At 70.4% G+C, this 20,773-nt stretch carries 19 protein-coding genes; 8 read left to right on the top strand and 11 right to left on the bottom strand.

Translation table 11 applies throughout. The features are described 5' to 3' along the window. Positions 1-16: 16 nt before the first annotated feature. Positions 17-1,315 (top strand): amidohydrolase family protein, encoded by a 1,299-nt coding sequence (locus ACWDSL_RS14450; protein WP_450485181.1) that lies wholly within the window; start codon positions 17-19, stop codon positions 1,313-1,315. A gap of 22 nt (positions 1,316-1,337) precedes the next feature. Here the strand turns inward: ACWDSL_RS14450 and ACWDSL_RS14455 are convergent, their stop codons facing one another. Together ACWDSL_RS14455 and ACWDSL_RS14460 are read right to left on the bottom strand one after the other, a co-directional pair. Continuing rightward, complete coding sequence (locus ACWDSL_RS14455; protein WP_450485183.1) at positions 1,338-1,529, bottom strand: ferredoxin; 192 nt, start codon at positions 1,527-1,529, stop codon at positions 1,338-1,340. After that, complete coding sequence (locus ACWDSL_RS14460; RefSeq protein WP_450485185.1) at positions 1,526-2,839, bottom strand: cytochrome P450; 1,314 nt, start codon at positions 2,837-2,839, stop codon at positions 1,526-1,528. The genes ACWDSL_RS14455 and ACWDSL_RS14460 overlap by 4 nt, the downstream gene beginning before the upstream one ends. A gap of 195 nt (positions 2,840-3,034) precedes the next feature. On the opposite strand from ACWDSL_RS14460, the gene ACWDSL_RS14465 reads away from it, so the two are divergent. After that, positions 3,035-3,649 (top strand): TetR/AcrR family transcriptional regulator, encoded by a 615-nt coding sequence (locus ACWDSL_RS14465; RefSeq protein WP_450485187.1) that lies wholly within the window; start codon positions 3,035-3,037, stop codon positions 3,647-3,649. A gap of 14 nt (positions 3,650-3,663) precedes the next feature. Here the strand turns inward: ACWDSL_RS14465 and ACWDSL_RS14470 are convergent, their stop codons facing one another. The 4 genes from ACWDSL_RS14470 to ACWDSL_RS14485 form a co-directional block, all read right to left on the bottom strand. Next, positions 3,664-4,473, bottom strand: a complete 810-nt coding sequence (locus ACWDSL_RS14470; protein WP_450485189.1) for a family 1 encapsulin nanocompartment shell protein — start codon at positions 4,471-4,473, stop codon at positions 3,664-3,666. After that, positions 4,454-5,536, bottom strand: a complete 1,083-nt coding sequence (locus ACWDSL_RS14475; protein WP_450485191.1) for a Dyp-type peroxidase — start codon at positions 5,534-5,536, stop codon at positions 4,454-4,456. Before ACWDSL_RS14475 ends, ACWDSL_RS14470 begins: the two co-directional genes overlap by 20 nt. Before the next feature lie 135 nt (positions 5,537-5,671). Then, a complete protein-coding gene (locus ACWDSL_RS14480) occupies positions 5,672-8,599 on the bottom strand; it encodes an alpha-glucuronidase family glycosyl hydrolase (RefSeq protein WP_450485193.1) in 2,928 nt (975 codons plus the stop codon). Between the two features lie 58 nt (positions 8,600-8,657). Continuing rightward, positions 8,658-9,284 carry a DJ-1/PfpI family protein gene (locus ACWDSL_RS14485; protein ID WP_450485195.1) on the bottom strand — a complete coding sequence of 209 codons (627 nt, stop codon included), beginning with the start codon at positions 9,282-9,284 and terminating at the stop codon, positions 8,658-8,660. Between the two features lie 313 nt (positions 9,285-9,597). On the opposite strand from ACWDSL_RS14485, the gene ACWDSL_RS14490 reads away from it, so the two are divergent. Beyond that, complete coding sequence (locus tag ACWDSL_RS14490; protein ID WP_450485197.1) at positions 9,598-9,798, top strand: hypothetical protein; 201 nt, start codon at positions 9,598-9,600, stop codon at positions 9,796-9,798. A gap of 43 nt (positions 9,799-9,841) precedes the next feature. Here the strand turns inward: ACWDSL_RS14490 and ACWDSL_RS14495 are convergent, their stop codons facing one another. Next, positions 9,842-10,015 (bottom strand): hypothetical protein, encoded by a 174-nt coding sequence (locus tag ACWDSL_RS14495; protein WP_450485199.1) that lies wholly within the window; start codon positions 10,013-10,015, stop codon positions 9,842-9,844. A 73-nt stretch (positions 10,016-10,088) separates the two neighbouring features. Here ACWDSL_RS14495 and ACWDSL_RS14500 point away from each other — a divergent pair, with 73 nt between their 5' ends. The 3 genes from ACWDSL_RS14500 to ACWDSL_RS14510 all read left to right on the top strand — a co-directional run bounded on the left by ACWDSL_RS14500 (position 10,089) and on the right by ACWDSL_RS14510 (position 13,075). Beyond that, on the top strand, positions 10,089-11,027 hold the full coding sequence (locus tag ACWDSL_RS14500) for a LysR family transcriptional regulator (protein WP_450485201.1): 939 nt from the start codon (positions 10,089-10,091) through the stop codon (positions 11,025-11,027). A 321-nt stretch (positions 11,028-11,348) separates the two neighbouring features. After that, a complete protein-coding gene (locus tag ACWDSL_RS14505) occupies positions 11,349-12,464 on the top strand; it encodes an LLM class flavin-dependent oxidoreductase (RefSeq protein ID WP_450485203.1) in 1,116 nt (371 codons plus the stop codon). Further along, positions 12,461-13,075, top strand: a complete 615-nt coding sequence (locus ACWDSL_RS14510) for an FMN reductase (protein WP_450485204.1) — start codon at positions 12,461-12,463, stop codon at positions 13,073-13,075. Before ACWDSL_RS14505 ends, ACWDSL_RS14510 begins: the two co-directional genes overlap by 4 nt. Before the next feature lie 108 nt (positions 13,076-13,183). Here the strand turns inward: ACWDSL_RS14510 and ACWDSL_RS14515 are convergent, their stop codons facing one another. Further along, the gene (locus ACWDSL_RS14515) at positions 13,184-13,387 is read right to left on the bottom strand and encodes a hypothetical protein (RefSeq protein WP_450485206.1); all 204 of its coding nucleotides are present in this window, start codon (positions 13,385-13,387) and stop codon (positions 13,184-13,186) included. Between the two features lie 88 nt (positions 13,388-13,475). After that, positions 13,476-14,051 carry a Dps family protein gene (locus ACWDSL_RS14520; RefSeq protein WP_089505747.1) on the bottom strand — a complete coding sequence of 192 codons (576 nt, stop codon included), beginning with the start codon at positions 14,049-14,051 and terminating at the stop codon, positions 13,476-13,478. A 291-nt stretch (positions 14,052-14,342) separates the two neighbouring features. Between ACWDSL_RS14520 and ACWDSL_RS14525 the strand changes: the two genes are divergently transcribed. Beyond that, positions 14,343-16,085, top strand: a complete 1,743-nt coding sequence (locus tag ACWDSL_RS14525) for a pyruvate dehydrogenase (protein ID WP_450485208.1) — start codon at positions 14,343-14,345, stop codon at positions 16,083-16,085. Between the two features lie 18 nt (positions 16,086-16,103). Here ACWDSL_RS14525 and ACWDSL_RS14530 read toward each other — a convergent pair whose 3' ends face one another. Together ACWDSL_RS14530 and ACWDSL_RS14535 are read right to left on the bottom strand one after the other, a co-directional pair. Continuing rightward, positions 16,104-17,531 (bottom strand): MFS transporter, encoded by a 1,428-nt coding sequence (locus ACWDSL_RS14530; protein WP_450485210.1) that lies wholly within the window; start codon positions 17,529-17,531, stop codon positions 16,104-16,106. Positions 17,532-17,638: 107 nt separating this feature from the next. Further along, entirely contained in the window at positions 17,639-18,709 is a 1,071-nt protein-coding gene (locus ACWDSL_RS14535) for an ornithine cyclodeaminase family protein (protein WP_450485212.1), read from the bottom strand. Between the two features lie 362 nt (positions 18,710-19,071). Here ACWDSL_RS14535 and ACWDSL_RS14540 point away from each other — a divergent pair. Beyond that, a partial coding sequence (locus tag ACWDSL_RS14540) for a beta-N-acetylglucosaminidase domain-containing protein (protein ID WP_450485214.1) occupies positions 19,072-20,773 on the top strand: 1,702 nt, incomplete at its 3' end.

Genomic DNA, 20,773 nt, shown 5'->3' on the forward strand with positions numbered 1-20,773 from the left:
GCCCCAAGGAGCCCGTATGAACCGCGACGACATGATCCTGATCAGCGTCGACGACCACATCATCGAGCCGCCCGACATCTTCGCCAACCACCTGCCGGAGCGGTACAAGAAGGACGCCCCGCGCCTGGTCCACCGCGAGGACGGCAGTGATGTCTGGCAGTTCCGGGACAACACCGTCGGCAACTCCGCCCTCAACGCGGTCGCCGGGCGTCCCAAGGAGGAGTACGGCATGGAGCCGCAGGGCCTGGACGAGATCCGGCCCGGCTGCTACGACGTCGACGAGCGGGTCGCCGATATGAACGCCGGCGGTGTCCTCGCCCAGATGAACTTCCCCTCCTTCCCCGGCTTCTCGGCCCGGATGTTCGCCACGGAGGACTCCGACTTCTCCCTCGCCCTGGTACGGGCCTACAACGACTGGCACATCGACGAGTGGTGCGCGGCCCATCCCGGCCGCTTCATCCCGATGGCTCTCCCCGCGATCTGGGACGCCGAACTGTGCGCCCAGGAGATCCGGCGGGTCGCCGAGAAGGGCTGCCACTCGCTCACCTTCCCCGAGAACCCGGTCCCGCTCGGCTACCCCAGCTTCCACACCGACTACTGGGACCCGGTATGGCGGGCGCTGACGGACTGCGGCACGGTGATGAACCTGCACATCGGCTCCTCCGGCCGCCTCGCCATCACCTCCGCCGACGCCCCGCCGGATGTGATGATCACGCTCCAGCCGGTCAACCTCGTTCAGGCGGCGGCCGACCTGATGTGGTCCCGCGTCCTCAAGGAGTACCCCGACGTCAAGATCGCGCTGTCGGAGGGCGGCACCGGCTGGATCCCGTACTTCCTGGAGCGGATCGACCGCACCTACGAGATGCACGCCACCTGGACCCTCCAGGACTTCGGCGGCAAGCTGCCGTCCGAGATCTTCCGTGAGCACTTCCTGACCTGCTTCATCTCCGATCCGATCGGGGTGAAGCTGCGCCATGAGATCGGCATCGACAACATCTGCTGGGAGGCCGACTACCCGCACAGCGACTCCATGTGGCCGAACGCCCCGGAGGAACTGCACGACGTGCTCACCGCGAACTCCGTACCGGACGCGGAGATCAACAAGATGACGTACGAGAACGCGATGCGCTGGTACTCCTTCGACCCGTTCGCACACATCCCGCGCGAGCGGGCCACCGTGGGCGCCCTGCGGAAGGCCGCCGAGGGCCACGATGTGTCCATCAAGCCCCGCAGCCACCAGATCGTCGCCCCGGCGGAGAAGCTGGCCGTCTACCGTACGAAGGCGCAGGCTGCTCTGGCGGCCGCGGAGAAGTGAGCCGGCCGGCACCGGCCACGGGTCAGATCAGCACGGTGATGGCACGTTCGGGGCAGGACGTCGCCGCGGTGCGTACGGCCTGCTCGAACTGCGCCGGAACGTCGGCCGGTTCGACGACCGCGTAGCCGTCGTCGCTGAGGTCGAAGACCTCGGGGCAGAGCGTGCAGCAGACCGCGTGGCCGCGGCAGCGGTCCTCGTCGATGACGACCTTCATCGTGTGGCCTCCCCGGCGGGCGTGAACTCCAGATTGAGGTGGGTCAGGCCCCGCAGGATGTACGTCGGCAGATACCGGTAGCGGCGTGCGTCCGCGGGGCCGTGCACACGCTCGGAGATCCTGATGTCGCTCGTGCGGTCCAGCAGCCGCTCGATGCCCACCCGCGCCTCGGCCCGGGCCAGCGGCGCACCGGGGCAGGTGTGGATGCCGCGGCCGAAGGCGAGGTGGTGACGGGCGTTGGGACGGGCCGGGTCGAAGGTGGCCGGGTCCTCGAACTTCCGCGGATCGCGGTTGGCCGCGCCGTTGAGCAGCATGAGGGTGGTGCCCGCCGGAATGTCGACGCCGCCCACCGTGGTGGGGATCCGGGCGAGCCGGAAGTCGCCCTTGACCGGGCTCTCCGCCCGTAGCACCTCCTCGACAAAGTTGGGGATGAGGCCGCGTTCCGTACGCAACCGCTCCTGGATGTCCGGGTGTTCGGCGATCAGCATGAGCGCGGAGCTGAGCAGCCGTACGGTCGTCTCCTGCCCGGCCGAGAACACATTGGCGGCCACCCGCACCGCATCGGCGACATCGGGCAGGGAGCCGTCCGGGAACCTGGCGGTGGCCAGGCCGGTCAGCACATCGTCGCGTGGCTGCCGCCGCCGGTCCTCGATGTAGTCCGCGAAGCGCCCGTACAGAAACTCCAACGGCGAGTGCGCCATCGCGCCCTCGCCGGTGCTGCCGATGCCGCCCCCGGCCTGCGGCCGGCGCTGGAGCCGGTCGAGGAATTCCTCCCGGTCCTCCTCGGGCACACCCAGCAGATCGGCGATGACCAGCAGCGTGAAGGGGCCGGCGAACTCGCTGATGAACTCGCCCTCGCCCCGTGCCAGGAAGGTGTCCAGCATCCGGTCGGCGATCTCCCCGATGGCCGCCTCGTTCTGCTTCAGGCGCTTGGGCGTGATCAGCCGCATCAGCAGTGCGCGGTGCGCGGTGTGCACCGGCGGGTCGAGGGTCGGCAGCTGGTCGCTCATCGGCAGCTCGTCGCGGTGCCGCTCGATCAGGTCGCTGACGTCTTCCCCTTCGAGCGGGACCGGGAAGCCGGGGAAGGGGCCGGTGACCGAGACGCAGGACGAGAAGGACTTGGAGTCCTGGGCCACCTCCACCACCTCGTCGTATCCCGTCACCATCACGACGTCGTGATGGGGTTCGCGGAGCACGGGACAGCGTGTGCGCAGGGAGTCGAAGTAGGGGTACGGGTCCGCCACCGCCCCGTCGTCACGGAAGAAGTCGATCGCGTGAATGTCGTCGGACGGCTCGTCGGTGGGCGCCACTGGCCCGCCTCCCTCGCTCTGGAACGGCAGTCGGATGGTGATTGGATTCTCGCAGTAGAGAACCTAATTCTCCAGACCCAAGATCGCTAGTCGCTGGGGAGGGGAGTCCTGCCGGAGTCCTAGTCCCATCTGCCGACACGGACTGGGGCCGGGGTCGCATCCCGGCACCGTCCCGCGCCGTTAGCCTCGGCGCTGATGGAGACACCGGATGGCACCGCCGGCGGCGCCGAGCGTTCCGACGCCGCCCGCAACCGCGCCCGGCTGCTGGCGGCCGCCCGTCGCCTGGTCAGCGAGCACGGCGCCGAGCATGTGACGATGGAGGCGGTCGCGAAGGAGGCCGGGGTGGGGAAGGGCACCCTCTTCCGCCGTTTCGGTGATCGGGAGGGCCTTCTGCGCGTCCTCCTCGACGAGGTCGAGGCCGACTTCCGCGAGGTGTGCACCTCGGGTCCCCCGCCACTTGGCCCCGGTGCGCCGGCGGCGGACCGGCTGACGGCGTTCGGCTGGACCCTGATCGACCGCATCGCCGATGCCACGGACCTGGGCGCCGCCTTGGCGCGACAACTCCGGCCCCGGAACCGCAACGCCTCCGAGACGGGCCGCGCGTTTCACCGCCATGTCTCGGACCTCCTGTGGGAAGCGGGCGTCGACACCGACTCCGACGTGCTCGCCCATGCCCTGCTCGCCTTCACGGCCTTCGAGACGGCGGACCATCTGGTCCGCGATCGCGGAATCCCCGCCGACGACCTCCAGGCCACCTGGGCGGACCTGGTGCGCCTGGTGACTCGACCGGACGGCTTCTCGGCCGGCTGATGCTGTCGTAGGAGCTACCCGGGTGCCGGGCGACCCACGGGCACCACGGCTTCGCTCGTGTACACGAGGAAGGTCAGCGACTCCTGGAAGTACAGCCGGATGCTGCGCTCGTCGTGCGACAGATAGCCGATGGACACATCCTGGCCGATGCGCAGTTCGAAGTCGCCGCCCCGGGTGGACAGCAGGAAGGCCCCGTCGATCGCGGGCGCCCAGACGATGTCGCCTCCCAGGAGGCGGGCGATGTGCTTGACGACCGGATAGCCGTGGTCGGACGTACCGCTGACGGCGGTGTACGCCTCGACGCTCAGCGCCATGGTGTACGGACCCCCGACACCCGCCAGCCGCAGCGCGCTCACGGCCTCGCTGACGACGGTCGGGTACTCGCGTACCTCGGTGGGCAGGGTGAGCGCCCGGTTCGACGAGCTTGAGCGCAGGCCCGCGATTCCGGCGGCGGCGTAGCCCTCGAACACGGCCCGGTCCTCGGCGAGCGCGATGTCCCGCGCCGCGTCCTGCACCGGCTGCCAGTCCGTGTCCTTGGCTCCGCGTTCCACATCGTCCACCTGCTGCCGATCCACGGTGAACGGCACCCGCAGCTCCACCAGGGGCCGGAAGGCGCGGGTATGGGCCGTGATCCCTTCTGCCGGAGCCTCGGCGGCCTCGAGGCGGCCGGTGCCCACCCCGGACAGTTCGGTGCCGCCCGGATCGGGAACGTCGACGATCCGGCGGCCGGCCACGTGGCGTTTGAAGGTGTGTCGCGCCTCCTGCTCCATATCGGCCCACGCGACGGCCGAGATGGGCGCCAGTTCACGGTGCAGATTGTCCATCGGCGGTGCTCGCCTTCTGTTGCTTCCGCAGACCGCCGACTCCCAGGGAGCCGTTCACGGCCGGAAATCTGGCCACAGGCGGCGCCGTATCGGCGTCAGCCGTCCCGCTCCGGCCCGGCGGTTCGGGAAGGTCGTCCAGGAAGTCGCTGCTTGGCACGTAGAACAGCGACCCGGTGACCGGTGTGGAGTAGTCCAGGATCCGGTCGTGGGACGCCGGCGGAGCGCCCAGGAACATGCGCTTCAGCATCCGCTCGGTGACGGTCGGAGTGCGGGCGTATCCGATGAAGTACGTGCCGAACTCGCCCTGTCCGACCGTCCCGAAAGGCATGTTGTCGCGCAGGATCTCGTGCTTGGTCCCGTCGGGGTCTTCGATCGTGGTGAGGGCCACGTGTGAGTCGGCCGGTTTGACGGCGTCGTCCAGTTCGATGTCCGACAGCTTCCGGCGCCCGATCACCATCTCCTGCGCCTCGACGGGAAGGGCCTTCCACGCCTGCAGGTCGTGTACGTACTTCTGCACGATCACATAGCTGCCCGAGGCGAACTGCGGGTCCTCGTCGCCGATCAGCACGGCGGCGCTCGCCGCCGCGCCCGTCGGGTTCTCCGTGCCGTCGACGAAGCCGAGCAGGTCACGCACGTCGAAGTATTTGAAACCATGGACCTCGTCGCGCACCGTCACGACATCGCGAAGCCGCTCCATGATTTCGGCGGCCAGCGCGAAGCAGAGGTCCGGGCGGGTGGCCCTGATGTGGAACAGCAGGTCACCGGGCGTCGACACCGCTCGGTACCGCGGTCCGGAGAGCTCGCGGAAGGCATGCAGCTCCGCCGGGCGTGGCCCGGCGAACAGGCGGTCCCACGCCTGCGAGCCGATCCCTGCGACAACGCTCAGCAGCCCGTCCGGCGTGGCGTGGAATCCGACGGACCGCTGCAGGCCATTGAGATCCGACAACAGTTCCCGGGTGGCCGGTTCGCCGCCCTGGTCGATGGTCGCGACCAGGAAGATCGCCGCAGCCGTCAGCGGGGACAGCACCGGTTGGGGAACCGGCTCGCCGGAGCGTGCACCCATGGGCCACATCCCTTCCGCAGTGCCTGCGAAACGGCGCTTCCCCCGTCCACCGTAGGGCGGCACCTCGGCACCCGCCACCGCGCCCCGGCGACCTGCGCGCTTACCAGGCCCAGGCGCCGGGATCAGCGATCGAGGCTAGGCCCGCTCCTGGTCGTCGGCCAGCACCACACAGGCGCTGAGATGCCAGGTGTGTCCCTCCTCCGTGGACAGCTCCAGATCCACCTCGCTTCCGGACGAGCCGCCGTCCAGCGGGATCCGGAGCCAGGTGAACTCCCGGCCGGCGAGTTGCTCGCTCCGGGCCTTCTCCGTCCCGTCCACACGGACGATCAGCGGCCTGTTGAAGGTGTTGGGGTCGCCGGTGAGCAGATGCGCGGTGCAGCGTCCGGCGGGCAGCTTCAGCCGCAGCACGGTCGGGGCGCCGCCGCGTACGTAGTCCCGGCGGACGACATCGAACAGTCCGGTGTCCGTGGCGGCGGGTGTGCTGTCGACCCAGCCGAACGCGGCGCCCTCGTGCCAGCGGCTGGCCGGCGAGAGACGGGTGTAGTCCTTCAGCACCGGCGCCGAGTCGGGCCCGGCGTCCAGCGCGTGTACGCATCGCGTGGCGGGCGGGACGACGACGGCCTTGGCCAGGCTGCGCAGCGAGGAGTCGAGGACCTGCACCGCGCCCGATTTCGGGCGCGCGTGCAGGGTGGCGAGCGCGGGGGTCGGCGGCGGCACGACGGCCATCTTCACCGTCTCGCCCTCCCGCGAGGCCACGTAGCAGCTCGCCTCCTCGGACCGCCAGCCCTCGGGTACGTCCAGGGTGGTCACCGTGCGCAGCCCAGAGCTCGTCGCGTTGACCACCTGCACCGGCAGTTCGTTGCGCTCCCCGCCCAGCAGCGCCGTATCGGCCGGGGCGACGATCGCCTGGAGCCAGCCGCGGCGCTCGTCGAGGATCCGGCTCAGGTCGAACCAGTAGGCGACCAGGGTGTCCCGCCACTGGGCGGCCCCGGTGATCTGCTCCCCGAACTGGCGCCGCACCTCGGTGAACCGCCGGTGGTCGACGCGGCGCCGCAGCCCATCCCAGTCGGTGCGCATGTCCGCCACCCGCCCCGCGCCGGAGAAGTGCGTGTCGTAGATGTGCTGGATCACCGTCTCGCCGTTGTCCAGCCGGTGGGTGTACGGGACATGGTGCAGGAAGAGGAGCAGTTCCTCGGGGCAGTTCTCCAGCGACTCGTAGGCGTCCCGTATCGCCGGCGCGTACAGCTTGGTGTAGCCGTCGCCGGTGGCGGCGGTGCGGTCGTAGCCGATGCCTTCGCGGTTGGACTTGTGGAACTGGGTGGTCGTCGTCGGGCTGGGGTCGAGGTGCCCGGTCACCGAGCCGTCCGGCGGGTGCGTGAGGTATCCGGTGCCCAGCGGCGAGGTGTAGTCCTCGTAGGTGCGCCAGGAGTCCCGGAGCAGGGTCGAGACCGTCTCGACGATGTGGGGATCGTTGCCAAAGGTCATCCGGGTCCACTCGGCGGCCAGGTCCTCCGCGGACAGGTCCGGGTTCCAGGAGAGCCGTCCGTAGCCGTGGGTGTTGGCGGCGGCCAGGTGTGAGCCGGTCCAGTTCCTGGCGTCGCCGAAGTTCATCACGCCGGCGAAGCCGAAGTGCGAGTAGGAGTGCACCCGGCCGGTCACGACACGGGCCACGGTGCTGCCCTCGCCGGCCTTGAGCGTGTCGAAGTCCAGGACTTCCTTCCACTGCGGAACCAGATAGCACAGATGGGTGGCGTGCCCGGTGTACTCCTGTGTCACCTGGAGTTCGATCACCGAGTTGGTACGCGGCAGCGAGCCGAAGAGAGGGTGGGCGGGCTCGCGGACCTGGAAGTCGATCGGCCCGTTCTTGATCTGTACGACGATGTTGTCCGCGAACTTCCCGTCCAGCGGGGTGAAGTCGAGGTAGGCCTGCCGGTCCCACTTCTCGTCGCTGTCGTGCACAAACGCACGCCACATCACGATCCCGCCGTACGGTCTCAGCGCGTCCGCCAGCAGGTTGGCGCCGTCGGCGTGGGTGCGACCGTAGTCCAACGGCCCGGGGCGGCCCTCGGAGTTGGCCTTCACCAGGAAGCCGCCGAAGTCCTCGATCCTGCCGTAGATCTCCTCGGCCTTCTTCGTCCACCAACCGCGCACCCCCGGGTCGAGGGGGTCGGCGGTGTCCAGCCCGCCCAGGTCGATGGGGGCGGCGAAGTTCGCGGTGACGTACAGCGCCACGCCGTAGCGGCGCAGTACGCCGGCCAGCGCGGCCAGCTTGGTCAGGAACGGCTCGGCGAGGTAGTCCGCGGGCGTGTTGACATTATTGATCACGGCGCCGTTGATGCCGAGCGAGGCCATGACACGCGCGTAGTCCGTATACCGGTTGTCGAGTTGCGGCAGCTTCTCCCAGTCGAAGAAGGACCGGCCGGCATAGCCGCGCTCGATCGAACCGTCCTTGTTGTCCCAGTGGTTGGCCACGCGCAGCGGGGCGGCCGGGCGCTCCGTGAGGTCGACGTGTTCAAGCGGCTGTCGGGTCTGTACGAGGCGCAGCAGGTGGAACGCGCCGTAGAGCACACCGCGGTCGGCGTGGGCCGCCACCACGGTGAAGTCCCTGCCGCGCCGGGTGACCCGGCGGACGACATACCCCTCGTCGCCCAGCTCGGCCAGGTCGGCCGCGGGGACGAGCTCCCGGATCAGGGCGGAACTCGTCGGGGTGCCCACCACAAGTGCCGCGCCCGAGGCAGCGTTGGAGCGTGGCCTCACGCGTGTGCCGAGCAGTCCGGTGAGCCCGCGGGCCAACTCGTCCACCGCCGACTGTTGGAGCGGGCCGCCCCCTTGCCAGACCAGGGACCGTAAGGCGGCCCGGTACCGCTTGAGTTGACCGGAATCCTCCACCCGTCTGTAGCGCAGCCACAGCTCGTACCCGTCCTCGGCGGGCAGTGCGGCCGCTGAGGGTTCGGTGCCGACGACCGGCTGTGCCAACGCCGGCGCGGAGAGACCGAGCGAGCTGGCTGCTCCTCCGAGAGCGGCCGCGGACAGAATGCTGCGCCGCCGTATTCCTGAGCTCATGACACTCACTTTCGTTGAAGAACGAACAGTGCACATCCAGGTCAGGACCAAGGTCGGGCTATGACGACGAGGACGCTGTCCAGACCGTTCCGCGTGCCTCGTACTCCAGCATGCCCTCCACGCCTGTCGCGGCAACCGCCCCGAGTTCGCGGTTGACCAGCCACAGGCCGAGCTCGAGCCCTGAGGTGATGCCCCCGGCGGTGACCAGATCCGTGTCGTCGACCACACGGGCGTCCTTCACGACGCCACCCTGCGCTTCGAGCTCTGCCTTCGCGCCGTGATGGGTGGTGCAGGGACGGCCCTTGGTCAGCCCGGCGGCGGACAGCAGCAGCGCCCCCGTACAGAGTGAACTGATCGTCAGCCCCCGGCGGGGCGCCGCGGCGAGCGCCCGCGGCAGGACTCCGCTGTCGATCTCCGCCCAGATGCCGGGGCCGTCACGGCGGGTGTACCCGCCACCGGGCACCACGATCACATCCGCCTCCCACGCCGCCCAACGGTGCTCGACCTCGATCCTCGTGCGATGTCCACGCGCAGCGGTCCGGTACGCCGCGCTGCGGCCGTCGCCGTCCCGGTGTTCACGGCGGTGGCCGTCAGCGTCCCGGCCGCCAAAGTCGCCGCGCCCGCCGCTGTCGTCCTGCTCGGCCGCCACGCGGACCGTCGTGGGATTGTCTTCGACCTTCCGCATGTCGTGTCCGACGCACACGAGGTGCTGAGAAAACAGGGCATTGCGGGCCGGGTCGAGGTTGTCGGGGGCGACTCCCACGAGCCGCGCCCCAGGGACCCAGGGCGATCTCTTGCGTAAACACGGCCGCCTGGGAGTGGAGCTGGGTGCCGCCGCTGTGTGCGCCTGCCTGGAGGCGTCGGGACGCACCCTCGACGATCTCGGCTACCTGTGCCGCGTGTCGAGTTCGGGACTCCGCATCCCGGGCCAATCCGGGACGCGTCGCCCTGATGGTGTGTGCGGAGGTGCGCTCGGCAGCGTAGTACTCGACGCCACCATGCGCACGTCCGTCGTCAACAGCCTGTTCGGCGACGGTGCGGCAGCGGTGGCGGTCACCACGGGGACGGCGGCCGTGGAGCCCGGCCCGGCACCGCGGCTGTTGCGTTTCGCCGGCCACATCATCCCCGAGGCGTCCGGCGCCATGGGCAGCGACTGGGACGACACGGCCGGAAAGTTCCGGAGGTCACCCGGCAACTGACCGACCCGAGCCCGGTGGAGGGAGAGCCCGACGCCGGGCAGCGCTAACGGCCGCGGTGGGGGCACTGGATGTCGTGTCCGCCCGCGGCGAGTCCGCTGCCGTCGGTGCCGTATGGAATCAGGGCCATCTGAAGCCGTCCGCAGGCGCAGCGGCTCCAGACCACGACACCCTTGCTGGTGGTGTGCCGGGAAACGATGGTGTTCGTGTTGGTGTTCATGGCAGCAGGATGACCCCGGACAACCGTTGCGGTCTATTGCAAGTTTTACTGGTCGTATGTGCAAAATAATTTCATGATTGACCTACGTCGGCTTCACATGCTCCGCGTGGTGCACCAGCAGGGCACGGTCACCGCGGCCGCAGAGGCCCTGCACCTCACCCCGTCGGCGGTCTCCCACCACATGCGCGAGCTCGCGCGGCAGCTCAAGGTCCCGCTCCTGGAGCCGCAGGGCCGCCGCGTCCGGCTGACCCCGGCCGGGCACCTGCTCGTCGACCACGCCGACGCGCTGCTGGCCCGGTGGGAGGAGGCGCAGTCGGAGTTGGAGTCCTATCGGGCGGGCGTGGCCGGACCACTGCGCATCGCGGGTTTCAACACCGCGATCAGCGGTCTGATCGCCCCCGCGGCCGGGCGGCTGCGGCACAGCCATCCCGACCTCCTGGTGCAGGTGCGCGAGTGCGACACCATGGCGAGCACGGACCTGCTGGTGGCGGGCAAGGCGGATCTCGCGGTCGTGGAGCCCACCGAGGGCGGGCCGCCGCTGGATGACGCGCGGTTCGAGCAGAGCCTCCTGCTGGAGGAGCAGTACATCATGCTGGTGCCCGCCGACCACGCGTTTGCGCAGGTGGCATCGGTGCGATTGGAGGACGCGGCGGCCGAGGACTGGATCGTCTCCGACCCGGGCACCTGCGACCACGCCCAGCGGGTGCGGATGCTGTGCGCGGCGGCCGGGTTCTCGCCGCGGATCGTGCACGCCGCCACCCAGTGGGCGGCGATCTGGTCCCTGGTCGGGAACGGGCTGGGCGTCTCGCTGGTCCCGCGGCTGGCCGAGGGCGCGGCGGGCCAGGCGGTGGTGCGGGTGCCGGTGTCGAGCGAGAACATGCCGACGCGGCGGATTCTCACCTGCGTGCGCCGGGGCAGTCGGCGGCACCCGCTTGTCGACCTCGGGATACGTGCGCTGGAAGAGGTGGCGCGCGACCACCGGACCGTGGACGACTGGCCCCGAGCCGCCTGACGGGCTGTACAGCCGTCCGGTACACCGACGGACAAGAGTCCGTGCGCCGTCGGCAAACCCGCGACGGGGACACCCGCATAGCTTGGTGCCGCATCGCTGATGCCTGCTGTTGCCGATACGGAGGATTGCCGAGTGGGCACGAATGGGTCGAATTCGGACAACGGTCACCCCCGTATCCGGCACATCATGGAGCGAATGACCGAGCACCACCGGGTGGAGCCGCGGTAGACCGTCGGCGGCGTCGGGATGCTCCTCCTGGCAGAGGTGTCCGCACTGGGGGATGTTCTCACCTCACACCATTAACGAAAGAATGAGTGACCCATGCAGTTCGGCATTTTCTCGGTCGGAGACCTGACGACCGACCCGACCGACAACCGCACTCCGTCGGAGCACGAACGGATCAAGGCGATGGTCGCCATCGCCCTCAAAGCGGAGGAGGTGGGCCTGGACGTCTTCGCGACCGGCGAGCACCACAACCCCCCGTTCGTACCGTCGTCCCCGACGACGATGCTCGGCTACATAGCCGCCCGTACCGAGAAGTTGGTCCTGTCCACCGCCACCACGCTGATCACCACCAACGACCCGGTGAAGATCGCCGAGGACTACGCGATGCTCCAGCACGTCGCGGACGGCCGGGTCGACCTGATGCTGGGCCGTGGAAACACCGGCCCCGTCTATCCCTGGTTCGGGCAGGACATCCGGCAGGGCATCAACCTCGCCAAGGAGAACTACGCGCTGCTGCGCCGGCTGTGGCGTGAAGACGTCGTGGACTGGGAGGGGAAGTTCCGTACGCCGCTGCAGGGCTTCACTTCCACTCCCCGTCCGCTGGACGGCGTACCGCCGTTCGTCTGGCACGGCTCGATCCGCTCGCCGGAGATCGCCGAGCAGGCCGCGTTCTACGGGGACGGCTTCTTCCACAACAACATCTTCTGGCCGGCCGAGCACACGAGGCGGATGGTCCAGCTGTACCGGCGGCGGTACACCCACCACGGCCACGGCCGGCCCGAGGACGCCATCGTCGGTCTCGGCGGGCAGGTGTTCATGCGGAAGAACTCGCAGGACGCCGTGCGGGAGTTCCGCCCCTACTTCGACAACGCGCCCGTCTACGGCCACGGGCCGTCGTTGGAGGAGTTCACCGAGCAGACCCCGCTGACGGTGGGCTCCCCGCAGCAGGTCATCGAGCGGACGCTGTCCTTCCGTGAGACCGTCGGCGACTACCAGCGGCAGCTGTTCCTGATGGACCACGCGGGCCTGCCGCTGAAGACCGTGCTGGAACAGCTCGACATACTGGGCGAGGAGGTCGTGCCCGTCCTGCGCAAGGAGTTCGCGAACGGCCGCCCCGCCGATGTGCCGGACGCGCCGACGCACCCGGTGCGGGTTGCCGCCGCTGAGTCCGCCAAGGACACGGTGTCCGCCAAGGGGGAGACCGCCGCATGAAGCTCGTCGCCGTGTCGGCGGGGCTCAGCACCCCGTCCTCCACCCGTCTGCTCGCGGACCGTCTCACCGAGTCGGCCCGCGACGAACTCGTCGCTCAGGGCCACGACGTGGAGACCGAAGCCATCGAGCTGCGCGAACTGGCCGTCGCCGTCGCCAACCACCTCGTGACCGGGTTTCCGCCGCCCCCTCTGGCCGCCGCGATCGACTCGGTGACGGGCGCCGGTGGCCTGATCGTGGTGACGCCCGTTTTCACCGCTTCCTACAGCGGACTGTTCAAGTCCTTCTTCGACCTGATCGATCCGGACGCCCTCACCGGCAAGCCGGTCCTGATCGCGGCGACGGGCGGGACGGCCCGCCACTCCCTGGTCCTGGAGCACGCTCTGCGCCCGCTGTTCTCCTATCTGCGCGCCGCCGTCGTCCCCACCGCGGTGTACGCGGCGTCCGAGGACTGGGGTTCCGGCGGCGACGAGTACACGGAGGGACTGCCCGTGCGTATCCGGCGGGCGGGGGGTGAGCTGGCCGGCTTGATGGCCGCTCGTCCGGCCGAGGCGGCTCCCGAGGACGATGTCACCGCACTCGAACGGCAACTGTCCGACCTGCGTTTCGACTGAGCCCATGCGCCGACCGGGCCCACGGCGAGCCGTCAGCGGTATGACCGAGGCGGACGACCGCCGCCGGCGCCCGGTCCAGCAGGTCGATGTCCTGCTCCTGCAACGCGATCACCAGCGGTGTCGCGGGCAGGCGCTCGGGGCAGCGCGGCCGGCAGCGCCGACCGTGCCCGACTGGGCAGCGCCGCGCAGCAGTCCCGCGCGGCGCGGTTCGGGTCGGTCCACGGCCGCCCACTCCCGTAGCCGCTCGGGCACCGGGTCTCCGGTGCGGTTCGCGGCAGGCTCGTCCAGCAGCACGGTCGGGGCGGCGCTCACGGGGTGCGCTCCGCCCCCGCGCGCGCCCCCACGTCGAAGTATCCGGCCCGCCGGTCACGGCGATCCCCGGCGAGCCATGCGGCGCGGATCAGACGCGGACCAGCGGGGTGTCGACCAGGTGTTCCGCCAGGAACCACGACTGCAGTTCACCGGTGCGGATGATCTGCGAGACCAGCAGGTCGTTCGTGCCGTCGTCGCCCAGCTCGGCGGTGCGGGCGGCCGCGTCATGGGCTTCCGTCAGGATCAGCTCGTGGGCCTCGAGCAGCCGCGAGAGCATGGCCGGGACCTCCTCCACACCGTCCGGCGGGCGCGGAATCGACGTGATCTCGGCGACGTGCCGGGAATCGCCCACGGCGACGCCGCCCAGGGTCTGGACGCGCTCGGCGAGGGTGTCGACGAGTTCCAGCTGTTCCCCCGCGTGCTTGTCCAGGAGCAGGTGCAGCTGGTAGAAGGTCGCGCCCCGCATGATCCAGTGGTGCTTCTTGTAGAGGCCGTAAAGGATCTGGGTGTCAGCCAGCACCTTGTTCAGGCGCTGGGACGAATACATGCGCGCCTCGTAGGACAGAGCGATGGGGAACTGCTTGACGGTCCCGAACTCCTGGATGACCGAGCCTTTTTGGTGCAGCCACGGCTGACTGCTCGTGGGTGTGGAGCCGGTGGTCATGAGGTGCCTCCTGCGATGCTGTGCTGACTATGCGCGGTCGACCCTAGGAGCCGAACCCGGAGCCGCTTTGTCCGGGAGCGCACGCGCAGGTGTCCGTCAGCGCACCGAGCGTCCTGCCCGTCGAAGAAGTCGCACCAGTGCGGCCAGGGCCGGTGCGCTGCGGGAACCGATCTCGTGCACGGACGGTCAAGCGCGGTCTTCCCCGCTCACTAACGTGATCGAGGCGCGAGGCGGACCCGCTGTGCTCCCACGCCGCGGTGTCCGCCACAATGCCGGAATCCGAGGAGTGGCATGGCCAAGCAGACCATCGCGGAACAGTACGTCGACCTGATGGCGCGGGCGGGTGTGCGCCGCCTCTACGGCGTGGTCGGGGACAGCCTGAATCCGGTCGTCGACGCGGTCAGACGGCACGACGCGGTGGAATGGGTCCAGGTCCGCCACGAGGAGGTCGCGGCGTTCGCGGCCGGCGCCGAGGCCCAGCTCACCGGCCGACTGGCGGCCTGTGCGGGCTCCTGCGGACCTGGCAACCTCCACCTGATCAACGGCCTGTACGACGCCCACCGCTCGATGGCGCCCGTCCTCGCGCTGGCCGCCCACATACCCAGTGGCGAGATCGGCACCGGCTACTTCCAGGAGACCCACCCCGACCGGCTGTTCGCCGAGTGCAGCCACTACTCCGAGCTGATCTCCTCACCCCGCCAGATGCCGCGCGTGGTGCAGACGGCGATCCAGCACGCCGTGGGCCGGCGCGGTGTCTCGGTCGTGGCCCTGTCCGGCGACACCGCCGCCGAGGACTCCCCGGACGCCGCGCCCGAACTCGCCATGCCCCTGGACCTGCCCGCCATCCGCCCGAGCGACCAGGAAATCGCCCGGCTCACGGACCTGGTGGACGCCGCCGAACGCGTCATGGTGTTCTGCGGCCGGGGAGTCGCGGGCGCCCACGCCGAGGTCATGGCCTTCGCCGAGAAGGTGAAGGCACCGGTCGGGCACGCCCTGCGCGGCAAAGAGCACATCCAGTACGACAACCCGTACGACGTCGGCATGTCAGGTCTGCTCGGCTACGGAGCCGCGTACGACGCCATGCACGAGTGCGACCTGCTGCTGCTCCTGGGCACGGACTTCCCGTACACCGACTTCCTGCCCCGCCATGTGCGGACCGTGCAGGTCGACGTGCAGCCCGAGCGGCTGGGGCGGCGTACCCAACTCGACTTCGCCGTCTGGGGAGACGTACGCGAGACCCTGCGCTGCCTCACGCCCGCCGTGCGGGAGAAGCCGTCGCGCCACTTCCTCGACCGCATGCTGGAGCGGCACGAGCACGCGCTCAAGAGCGCCGTGAACGCCTACACCCGCAACGTCGAGAAGCACACCCCGATCCACCCCGAGTACGTGGCCTCGGTGCTCGACGAAGAGGCCGCCGACGACGCCGTGTTCACCGTGGACACCGGCATGTGCTGTGTGTGGGCGGCGCGCTATCTGACGCCCAACGGCCGCCGCCGCATCCTCGGCTCGTTCGTCCACGGCTCGATGGCCAACGCGCTGCCCCAGGCCATCGGCGCCCAGTTCCTCGACCGCGGCCGACAGGTCGTCTCCCTCTCCGGCGACGGCGGCTTCTCCATGCTCATGGGCGACTTCCTCACGCTCGTCCAGTACGGCCTGCCGGTCAAGGTGGTCGTCTTCAACAACTCCTCCCTCGGCATGGTCGACCTGGAGATGATGGTCGACGGCCTGCCCCCGTACGGCACGTCCTACCCGCACACCGACTTCGCGGCCATCGCCACGGCGGCCGGGGCGCTCGGCATCCGGGTGGAGAAGCCCGCCGGCGTACGCGACGCGCTGCGCGAGGCGTTCGCCCATGACGGACCCGTACTGGTCGACGTCGTCACCGACCCCGCCGCGCTGGCCGTCCCGCCGAAGATCACCACCGAGCAGATCAGCGGCTTCGCCCTGTCCGCGAGCCGGACGGTGCTGAGCGGAGGTGTCGGCCGCATGGTCCACCTGGCCCGGGCCAACCTCCGCAACATTCCCCGGCCCTGACCCTGCCGGCGCGGCGCGCTACCCGGACGTCACTCGATCCGACACCAAAGACCCCGACGCGGTGTCGAAGGCATGGGTCACCTCAGGCAGGGTCCCCGGGGTGAGTAGTTCACGCGCCCGCTCCTCGCGGCGGCGGTCGGTGGCCGTCAGACGGACGTGGTGCTGGGCGAGGTGTTCCGCCCAGGAGGAGACCAGGTACGTCTCGACAAAGCGTTCCAGGTCGTTGCCGTCCTGGTAGAGGCCCCAGGTGAGGGCCCCCGTACGGCGCCTGGACCGGGCGACATGGCGCATACGGTCGGTGAACTCGGCGTGGCTGTCCGCCGGGACCCGGTAGACGATGCTGACCAGGACCGGGCCGTCGGTCTCTCCCGGCTCGAACACCAGGGGAGGAGTGGGCCAGTGGTCGGACGTCGAGCGGTTGATCCACTCGGCGTCGTGCAGCGGCCACCGGCGCACGCTCGCGGCGCCGAGCAGCATCACGGCGCCGGCGATCAGCAGACAGGCGCTGAGCCCGAGCCACTCGGCGACCGCACCCCATACAGGCGCCGCCAGCGCCTGACCGCCCTGGAAGACCAAGAGGTAGACGGCGAGTCCACGAGCCCGGACCCAGCCGGGGAGCCGCGCCTGCACGGCCGCGTTGAGCGTGGACAGCGCCGCGATCCAGGCGAGTCCCGCGGGCAGCAGAGCGAGTGCCACAAGCCACGGGGCGCGCACCGTGGCCAGCACCGCGAGCACCCCGGCGAACACCACGGCGCCGGCGGCGAGTGTGCCGTTGGCGCCCAGCACACGACGCATCCACGGCAGTGCGAAGGCCCCCGCCACCGCCCCCACGCCCACCGCCGCGAGCAGCAGCCCGTATCCGCCCGAGCCCAGGCCGAGGGAGCGGTTCGCGGTCAGGGGCAGCAGTGCCCACAGGGCGGCGCCCCCGGGGATGAACAGGAGCGTACGCAAGAGGACCCGGCGCACACCGGGCGCGTTCCACACATAGCGCCGGCCGGCGTGCAGCGCGGCCAACAGCCCTTCGTTCCCCGCCGCGGGGGCGGCCGTGCCCGGGCGCCGCCACACCATGAGGACGGCCGCGATGCCCAGGTAGGAAGCCGTGTTGAAGGCGAAGACCCACCCCGCACCCGCCGCCGCGACGACCGCCCCGCCCAGTGCCGGACCGACCGCGCGGGCCAGATTCATGTTCACCGCGCCCAGCGCCGCCGCCTGACCGAGCTGCCGGCGCTCCACGAGCTCCGGCTGGATCGCCTGCCAGGCCGGGCCCATCAGCGCGGTGCCGCACCCCAGGAGGAAGGTCAGGACGAGCAGCGTTGTCGGCGTCAGGGCGTCCGTGAACGCCAGCACGGTCAGCGCACCCGACACCGCGAGCATCGCGAACTGCGCGGCGTCCGAGCCGTCGGCGGGGCAGAGCCCGTTTCTCAGTTGTGGCCCTGCCGGTGCCATCTGCCGCAGGCATCGGCAGACACGCTGATGATACGCGTTCGGCCGCGGCCTCACTGATGCGCATCAGTGCGTGACCGGGGCCATACGGATATGTCGTGCGCGCGCGATCAGCCGAGGAACTTGTCGGCCAGAAGGCTTGCGATGGCCCAGTCCTGCATGGCGACGCCAACGCTTTTGAACACCGTGCGCTCGCCTCGACTGGCGGAGGCAGAGGCAGGAGCAGGGGCGGAGGTCAGGGCCGTGCCCAGTTCGGTGAGGTCGTTCCGGGCGATGGCACCGGTCCGCAGGGCGTGGATGATCTCACCGGACTCTTCGAGGATGGCGTCGAGTTCGTCGATGATCACGGTGCTGTCGGCCAGCAGTTCGTCCGGCAGTTCGCGCATGGTGGGCCGGAAGGAACCGATGGCGTTGATGTGCACCTGGGCGGGCAGGGCGGACGCGGGGAAGAGCGGGGTGGTCGCGGTGGTGGCGCAGCACACGATATGGGCGTCGCCGACGGCGGAGGCCGGATCGGTGGCGGTGCGGATCTCGGTGCCGTCCAGTTCGGCCTGCAGTGCGCCGGCCAGTGCCTCGGCGCGTTCGGCCGTCGTGCCGACGATGGTGAGCCGGCGCAACGGGCGGACGGTGTGCACGGCGCGGACCTGATCGGCGGCCTGGCCACCGGCGCCGATCAGGGTGAGCCGGTCGGCGTCGGGTGCGGCGAGGAGGTCGGTGGCGACCCCGACCGCCGCGCCCGTGCGCAGGGTGGTGACGGCCCCGGCGTCGGCGATCAGGTGGTCGAGCCGGTCCAAGGCGCTCCACACGACGGTGCCGGTGATGGCGGGCACACGGTTGAAGTTCAGGCTCAGGGTCTTGACCATGGCGGACTCGGTCGGCCGGTGGTGGGCCGACATCACGAGGAACTGGCCGTCCCGCAGCGCGGTGCGCGTGGGCATCTCGAACTCCCCGCCCGCCAGGCCGACGAAGCCGCGGCGCACGGCGTCGATCGCCTCGCGCATCGACACGGCTTCCCGGACCTCGTGCTCGCTGAGGCTGATGGTCTTCATGGAACTCCGTCCGTCAAGGATCTCCACATACACGTCGAGCAGGCCGAAACCTCGGTAAGAGCCCGTGGGTACGGCCTGCCCGAGCCGTACGAAGCGGTGGATCCGGCCGACGGCTCCGGCGAACAGTGCCACGCCGACCAGAGGCAGGACAACGACAGCCGGAGCGAGACGCGGTGCCATCCGCCGGGCTGCTGGGTTTCGCGATTCCGCTCCGCCTGCGGTCCTGAGCGCCGCCGCGATCACCAGCACCGGTCAGATCGTTTCGGACCAGATCCTGCGGCGCGCGGCGGAGACCGACAATTCCCCGTAGGGAATGGGCTCTCGCGCTCCGGCCGCGCCGGGAATCGTCGGGATTCGCCGGTCCCGGGCCGTGGGTATGTGTTCCAGGAAGACCGCGCACCAGGCACCGCGCCTGCCTCGTCGCTCACTCCGCTCCACGTGTCACCGTCGTGCACCGCCGCCGTACGCCATGCCACGCCACGGAGGAGATGTCCATGCGCCGTAGCTCCCGCCCTCTGGCCGCCGTGATCGCGTTCCTCACCTTCCTCGGGCTGCTGCTGCTCCCCGGCGCCACCGCCGCCGGGGCCGCGCCGGCGGGCAGGGCCGACCCGTTGCCGTCCGTCGTGCCGCGTCCGCAGACGATGGCCCGGCTGGGCCCGGACGTCACGGTGCCCGCCGAGGTGCGAGTGGTCTACGGCGACGAAGTGGACCGGCCCACGCGCGAGCTCGTCGCCTCCGTACTGCGCCGGGCGGGGGCGAAGCGCCTGCGGGGCGGCTCCGGGCCGGGGCTCACGGTGACCGTGGGGCGGCTTGCCGACGCCCGGGTCGTGGAGGCGCTGAGGGCCGCCGGGGGACGGGTGCCCGAGGAACTGCCCGCGGAGGGGTACGCGCTGGCCGCGAGCGGTACCGCGGTGGCGCTCGCGGGCGCGGACGCCGACGGGACGTACTACGCGGCGCAGACGTTGCGTCAGCTGGTCACCGGTGCCCGGGCGATCGCCTCGGTGTCGATCGTGGATCATCCGCTGATGCCGCTGCGCGGGGTGATCGAGGGGTTCTACGGAAGCCCGTGGACCCACGCCGAGCGCATGGACCAGCTGGCGTTCTACGGGGACGTCAAGATGAACACGTATGTCTACGCGCCCAAGGACGACCCGTACCACCGGGAGAAGTGGCGTGAGCCGTACCCGGCCGACAAGCTCGCCCAGCTCGGCGAGCTCGTCCGGCAGGCCGCCGACCACCATGTGCGGTTCACCTTCGCGCTCTCTCCCGGTACCTCCCTGTGCTACAGCGATCCCGCCGACTTCACGGCGCTTCAGGCCAAGCTGGGCGCGATGTACGACCTCGGGGTGCGCAGCTTCTCGGTGCCGCTGGACGACATCAGCTACACCCGGTGGAACTGCGCCGCCGACCGAGCCGCCTACGGCGAGCCCTCGCAGCGGACCGCGGCCGAGGCGCAGGCCGACCTGCTGAACCGGGTGCAGAAGGAGTTCCTGGACGCCCGTGAGGGCACCTCGCCGCTCCAGACGGTGCCGACCGAGTACGGCGACGTCACCGACACCGCGTACAAGCGGACCCTGCGCGAGCGGCTGGACCCGCGGGTCGAGGTCATGTGGACCGGCACCGAGGTGGTGCCGCCGCGGATCACCGTGGCCGACGCCGCGCGGGCCGCCACCGTCTGGGGGCGCAAGGTGTTCGTCTGGGACAACTACCCGGTCAACGACTACGGCCAGGCCGAGGGCCGGCTGCTGCTCGCCCCGTACGACGCCCGTGAGCCCGGTCTGCACCAGCAGCTCTCCGGTCTGGTCCTCAACCCGATGAACCAGGCCGCGGCCAGCAAGGTTGCCCTGTTCGGCGGGGCGGACTTCGCCTGGAACGACACCGGGTACGACCCGGACCGCACCTGGCGGGCCGCCGCCGCATACCTGGCCGGGGACAAGCCGGACGCGGCCACCGTGCCCGCGCTGCTGTCCTTCTTCGACACCCAGCACCTCGCGCCCACCTTCGGCGCCGAACCCTGGCAGCCCCAGGCGCCCGAACTGGCCGCCCGGCTGGCCCGGTTCCGTACCGACTGGGACGCCGGACGGCAGCGGGCGGCGCTGGAGGCCCTGCGCCCCACCGCGGCGCTGCTGGCCACCGCGTCGGCCACCATCAGGGCGGGCGTGGCCGACCGCGGCTTCGTGGCGGACTGCGCGCCGT

Source organism: Streptomyces sp. NPDC000941 (assembly GCF_053599555.1).

Excerpts from the sequence above, each read along its gene's own strand:
- ACWDSL_RS14450 (WP_450485181.1), top strand. The coding sequence starts at position 17 with ATGAACCGCGACGACATGATCCTGATCAGCGTCGACGACCACATCATC.
- ACWDSL_RS14520 (WP_089505747.1), bottom strand. The coding sequence starts at position 14,051 with ATGACCACCGGCTCCACACCCACGAGCAGTCAGCCGTGGCTGCACCAA.
- ACWDSL_RS14475 (WP_450485191.1), bottom strand. The coding sequence starts at position 5,536 with ATGGGTGCACGCTCCGGCGAGCCGGTTCCCCAACCGGTGCTGTCCCCG.
- ACWDSL_RS14490 (WP_450485197.1), top strand. The coding sequence starts at position 9,598 with ATGCGCACGTCCGTCGTCAACAGCCTGTTCGGCGACGGTGCGGCAGCG.
- ACWDSL_RS14455 (WP_450485183.1), bottom strand. The coding sequence starts at position 1,529 with ATGAAGGTCGTCATCGACGAGGACCGCTGCCGCGGCCACGCGGTCTGC.
- ACWDSL_RS14485 (WP_450485195.1), bottom strand. The coding sequence starts at position 9,284 with ATGCGGAAGGTCGAAGACAATCCCACGACGGTCCGCGTGGCGGCCGAG.
- ACWDSL_RS14525 (WP_450485208.1), top strand. The coding sequence starts at position 14,343 with ATGGCCAAGCAGACCATCGCGGAACAGTACGTCGACCTGATGGCGCGG.
- ACWDSL_RS14495 (WP_450485199.1), bottom strand. The coding sequence starts at position 10,015 with ATGAACACCAACACGAACACCATCGTTTCCCGGCACACCACCAGCAAG.
- ACWDSL_RS14465 (WP_450485187.1), top strand. The coding sequence starts at position 3,035 with ATGGAGACACCGGATGGCACCGCCGGCGGCGCCGAGCGTTCCGACGCC.
- ACWDSL_RS14510 (WP_450485204.1), top strand. The coding sequence starts at position 12,461 with ATGAAGCTCGTCGCCGTGTCGGCGGGGCTCAGCACCCCGTCCTCCACC.
- ACWDSL_RS14530 (WP_450485210.1), bottom strand. The coding sequence starts at position 17,531 with ATGGCACCGGCAGGGCCACAACTGAGAAACGGGCTCTGCCCCGCCGAC.
- ACWDSL_RS14500 (WP_450485201.1), top strand. The coding sequence starts at position 10,089 with ATGATTGACCTACGTCGGCTTCACATGCTCCGCGTGGTGCACCAGCAG.
- ACWDSL_RS14470 (WP_450485189.1), bottom strand. The coding sequence starts at position 4,473 with ATGGACAATCTGCACCGTGAACTGGCGCCCATCTCGGCCGTCGCGTGG.
- ACWDSL_RS14505 (WP_450485203.1), top strand. The coding sequence starts at position 11,349 with ATGCAGTTCGGCATTTTCTCGGTCGGAGACCTGACGACCGACCCGACC.
- ACWDSL_RS14480 (WP_450485193.1), bottom strand. The coding sequence starts at position 8,599 with ATGAGCTCAGGAATACGGCGGCGCAGCATTCTGTCCGCGGCCGCTCTC.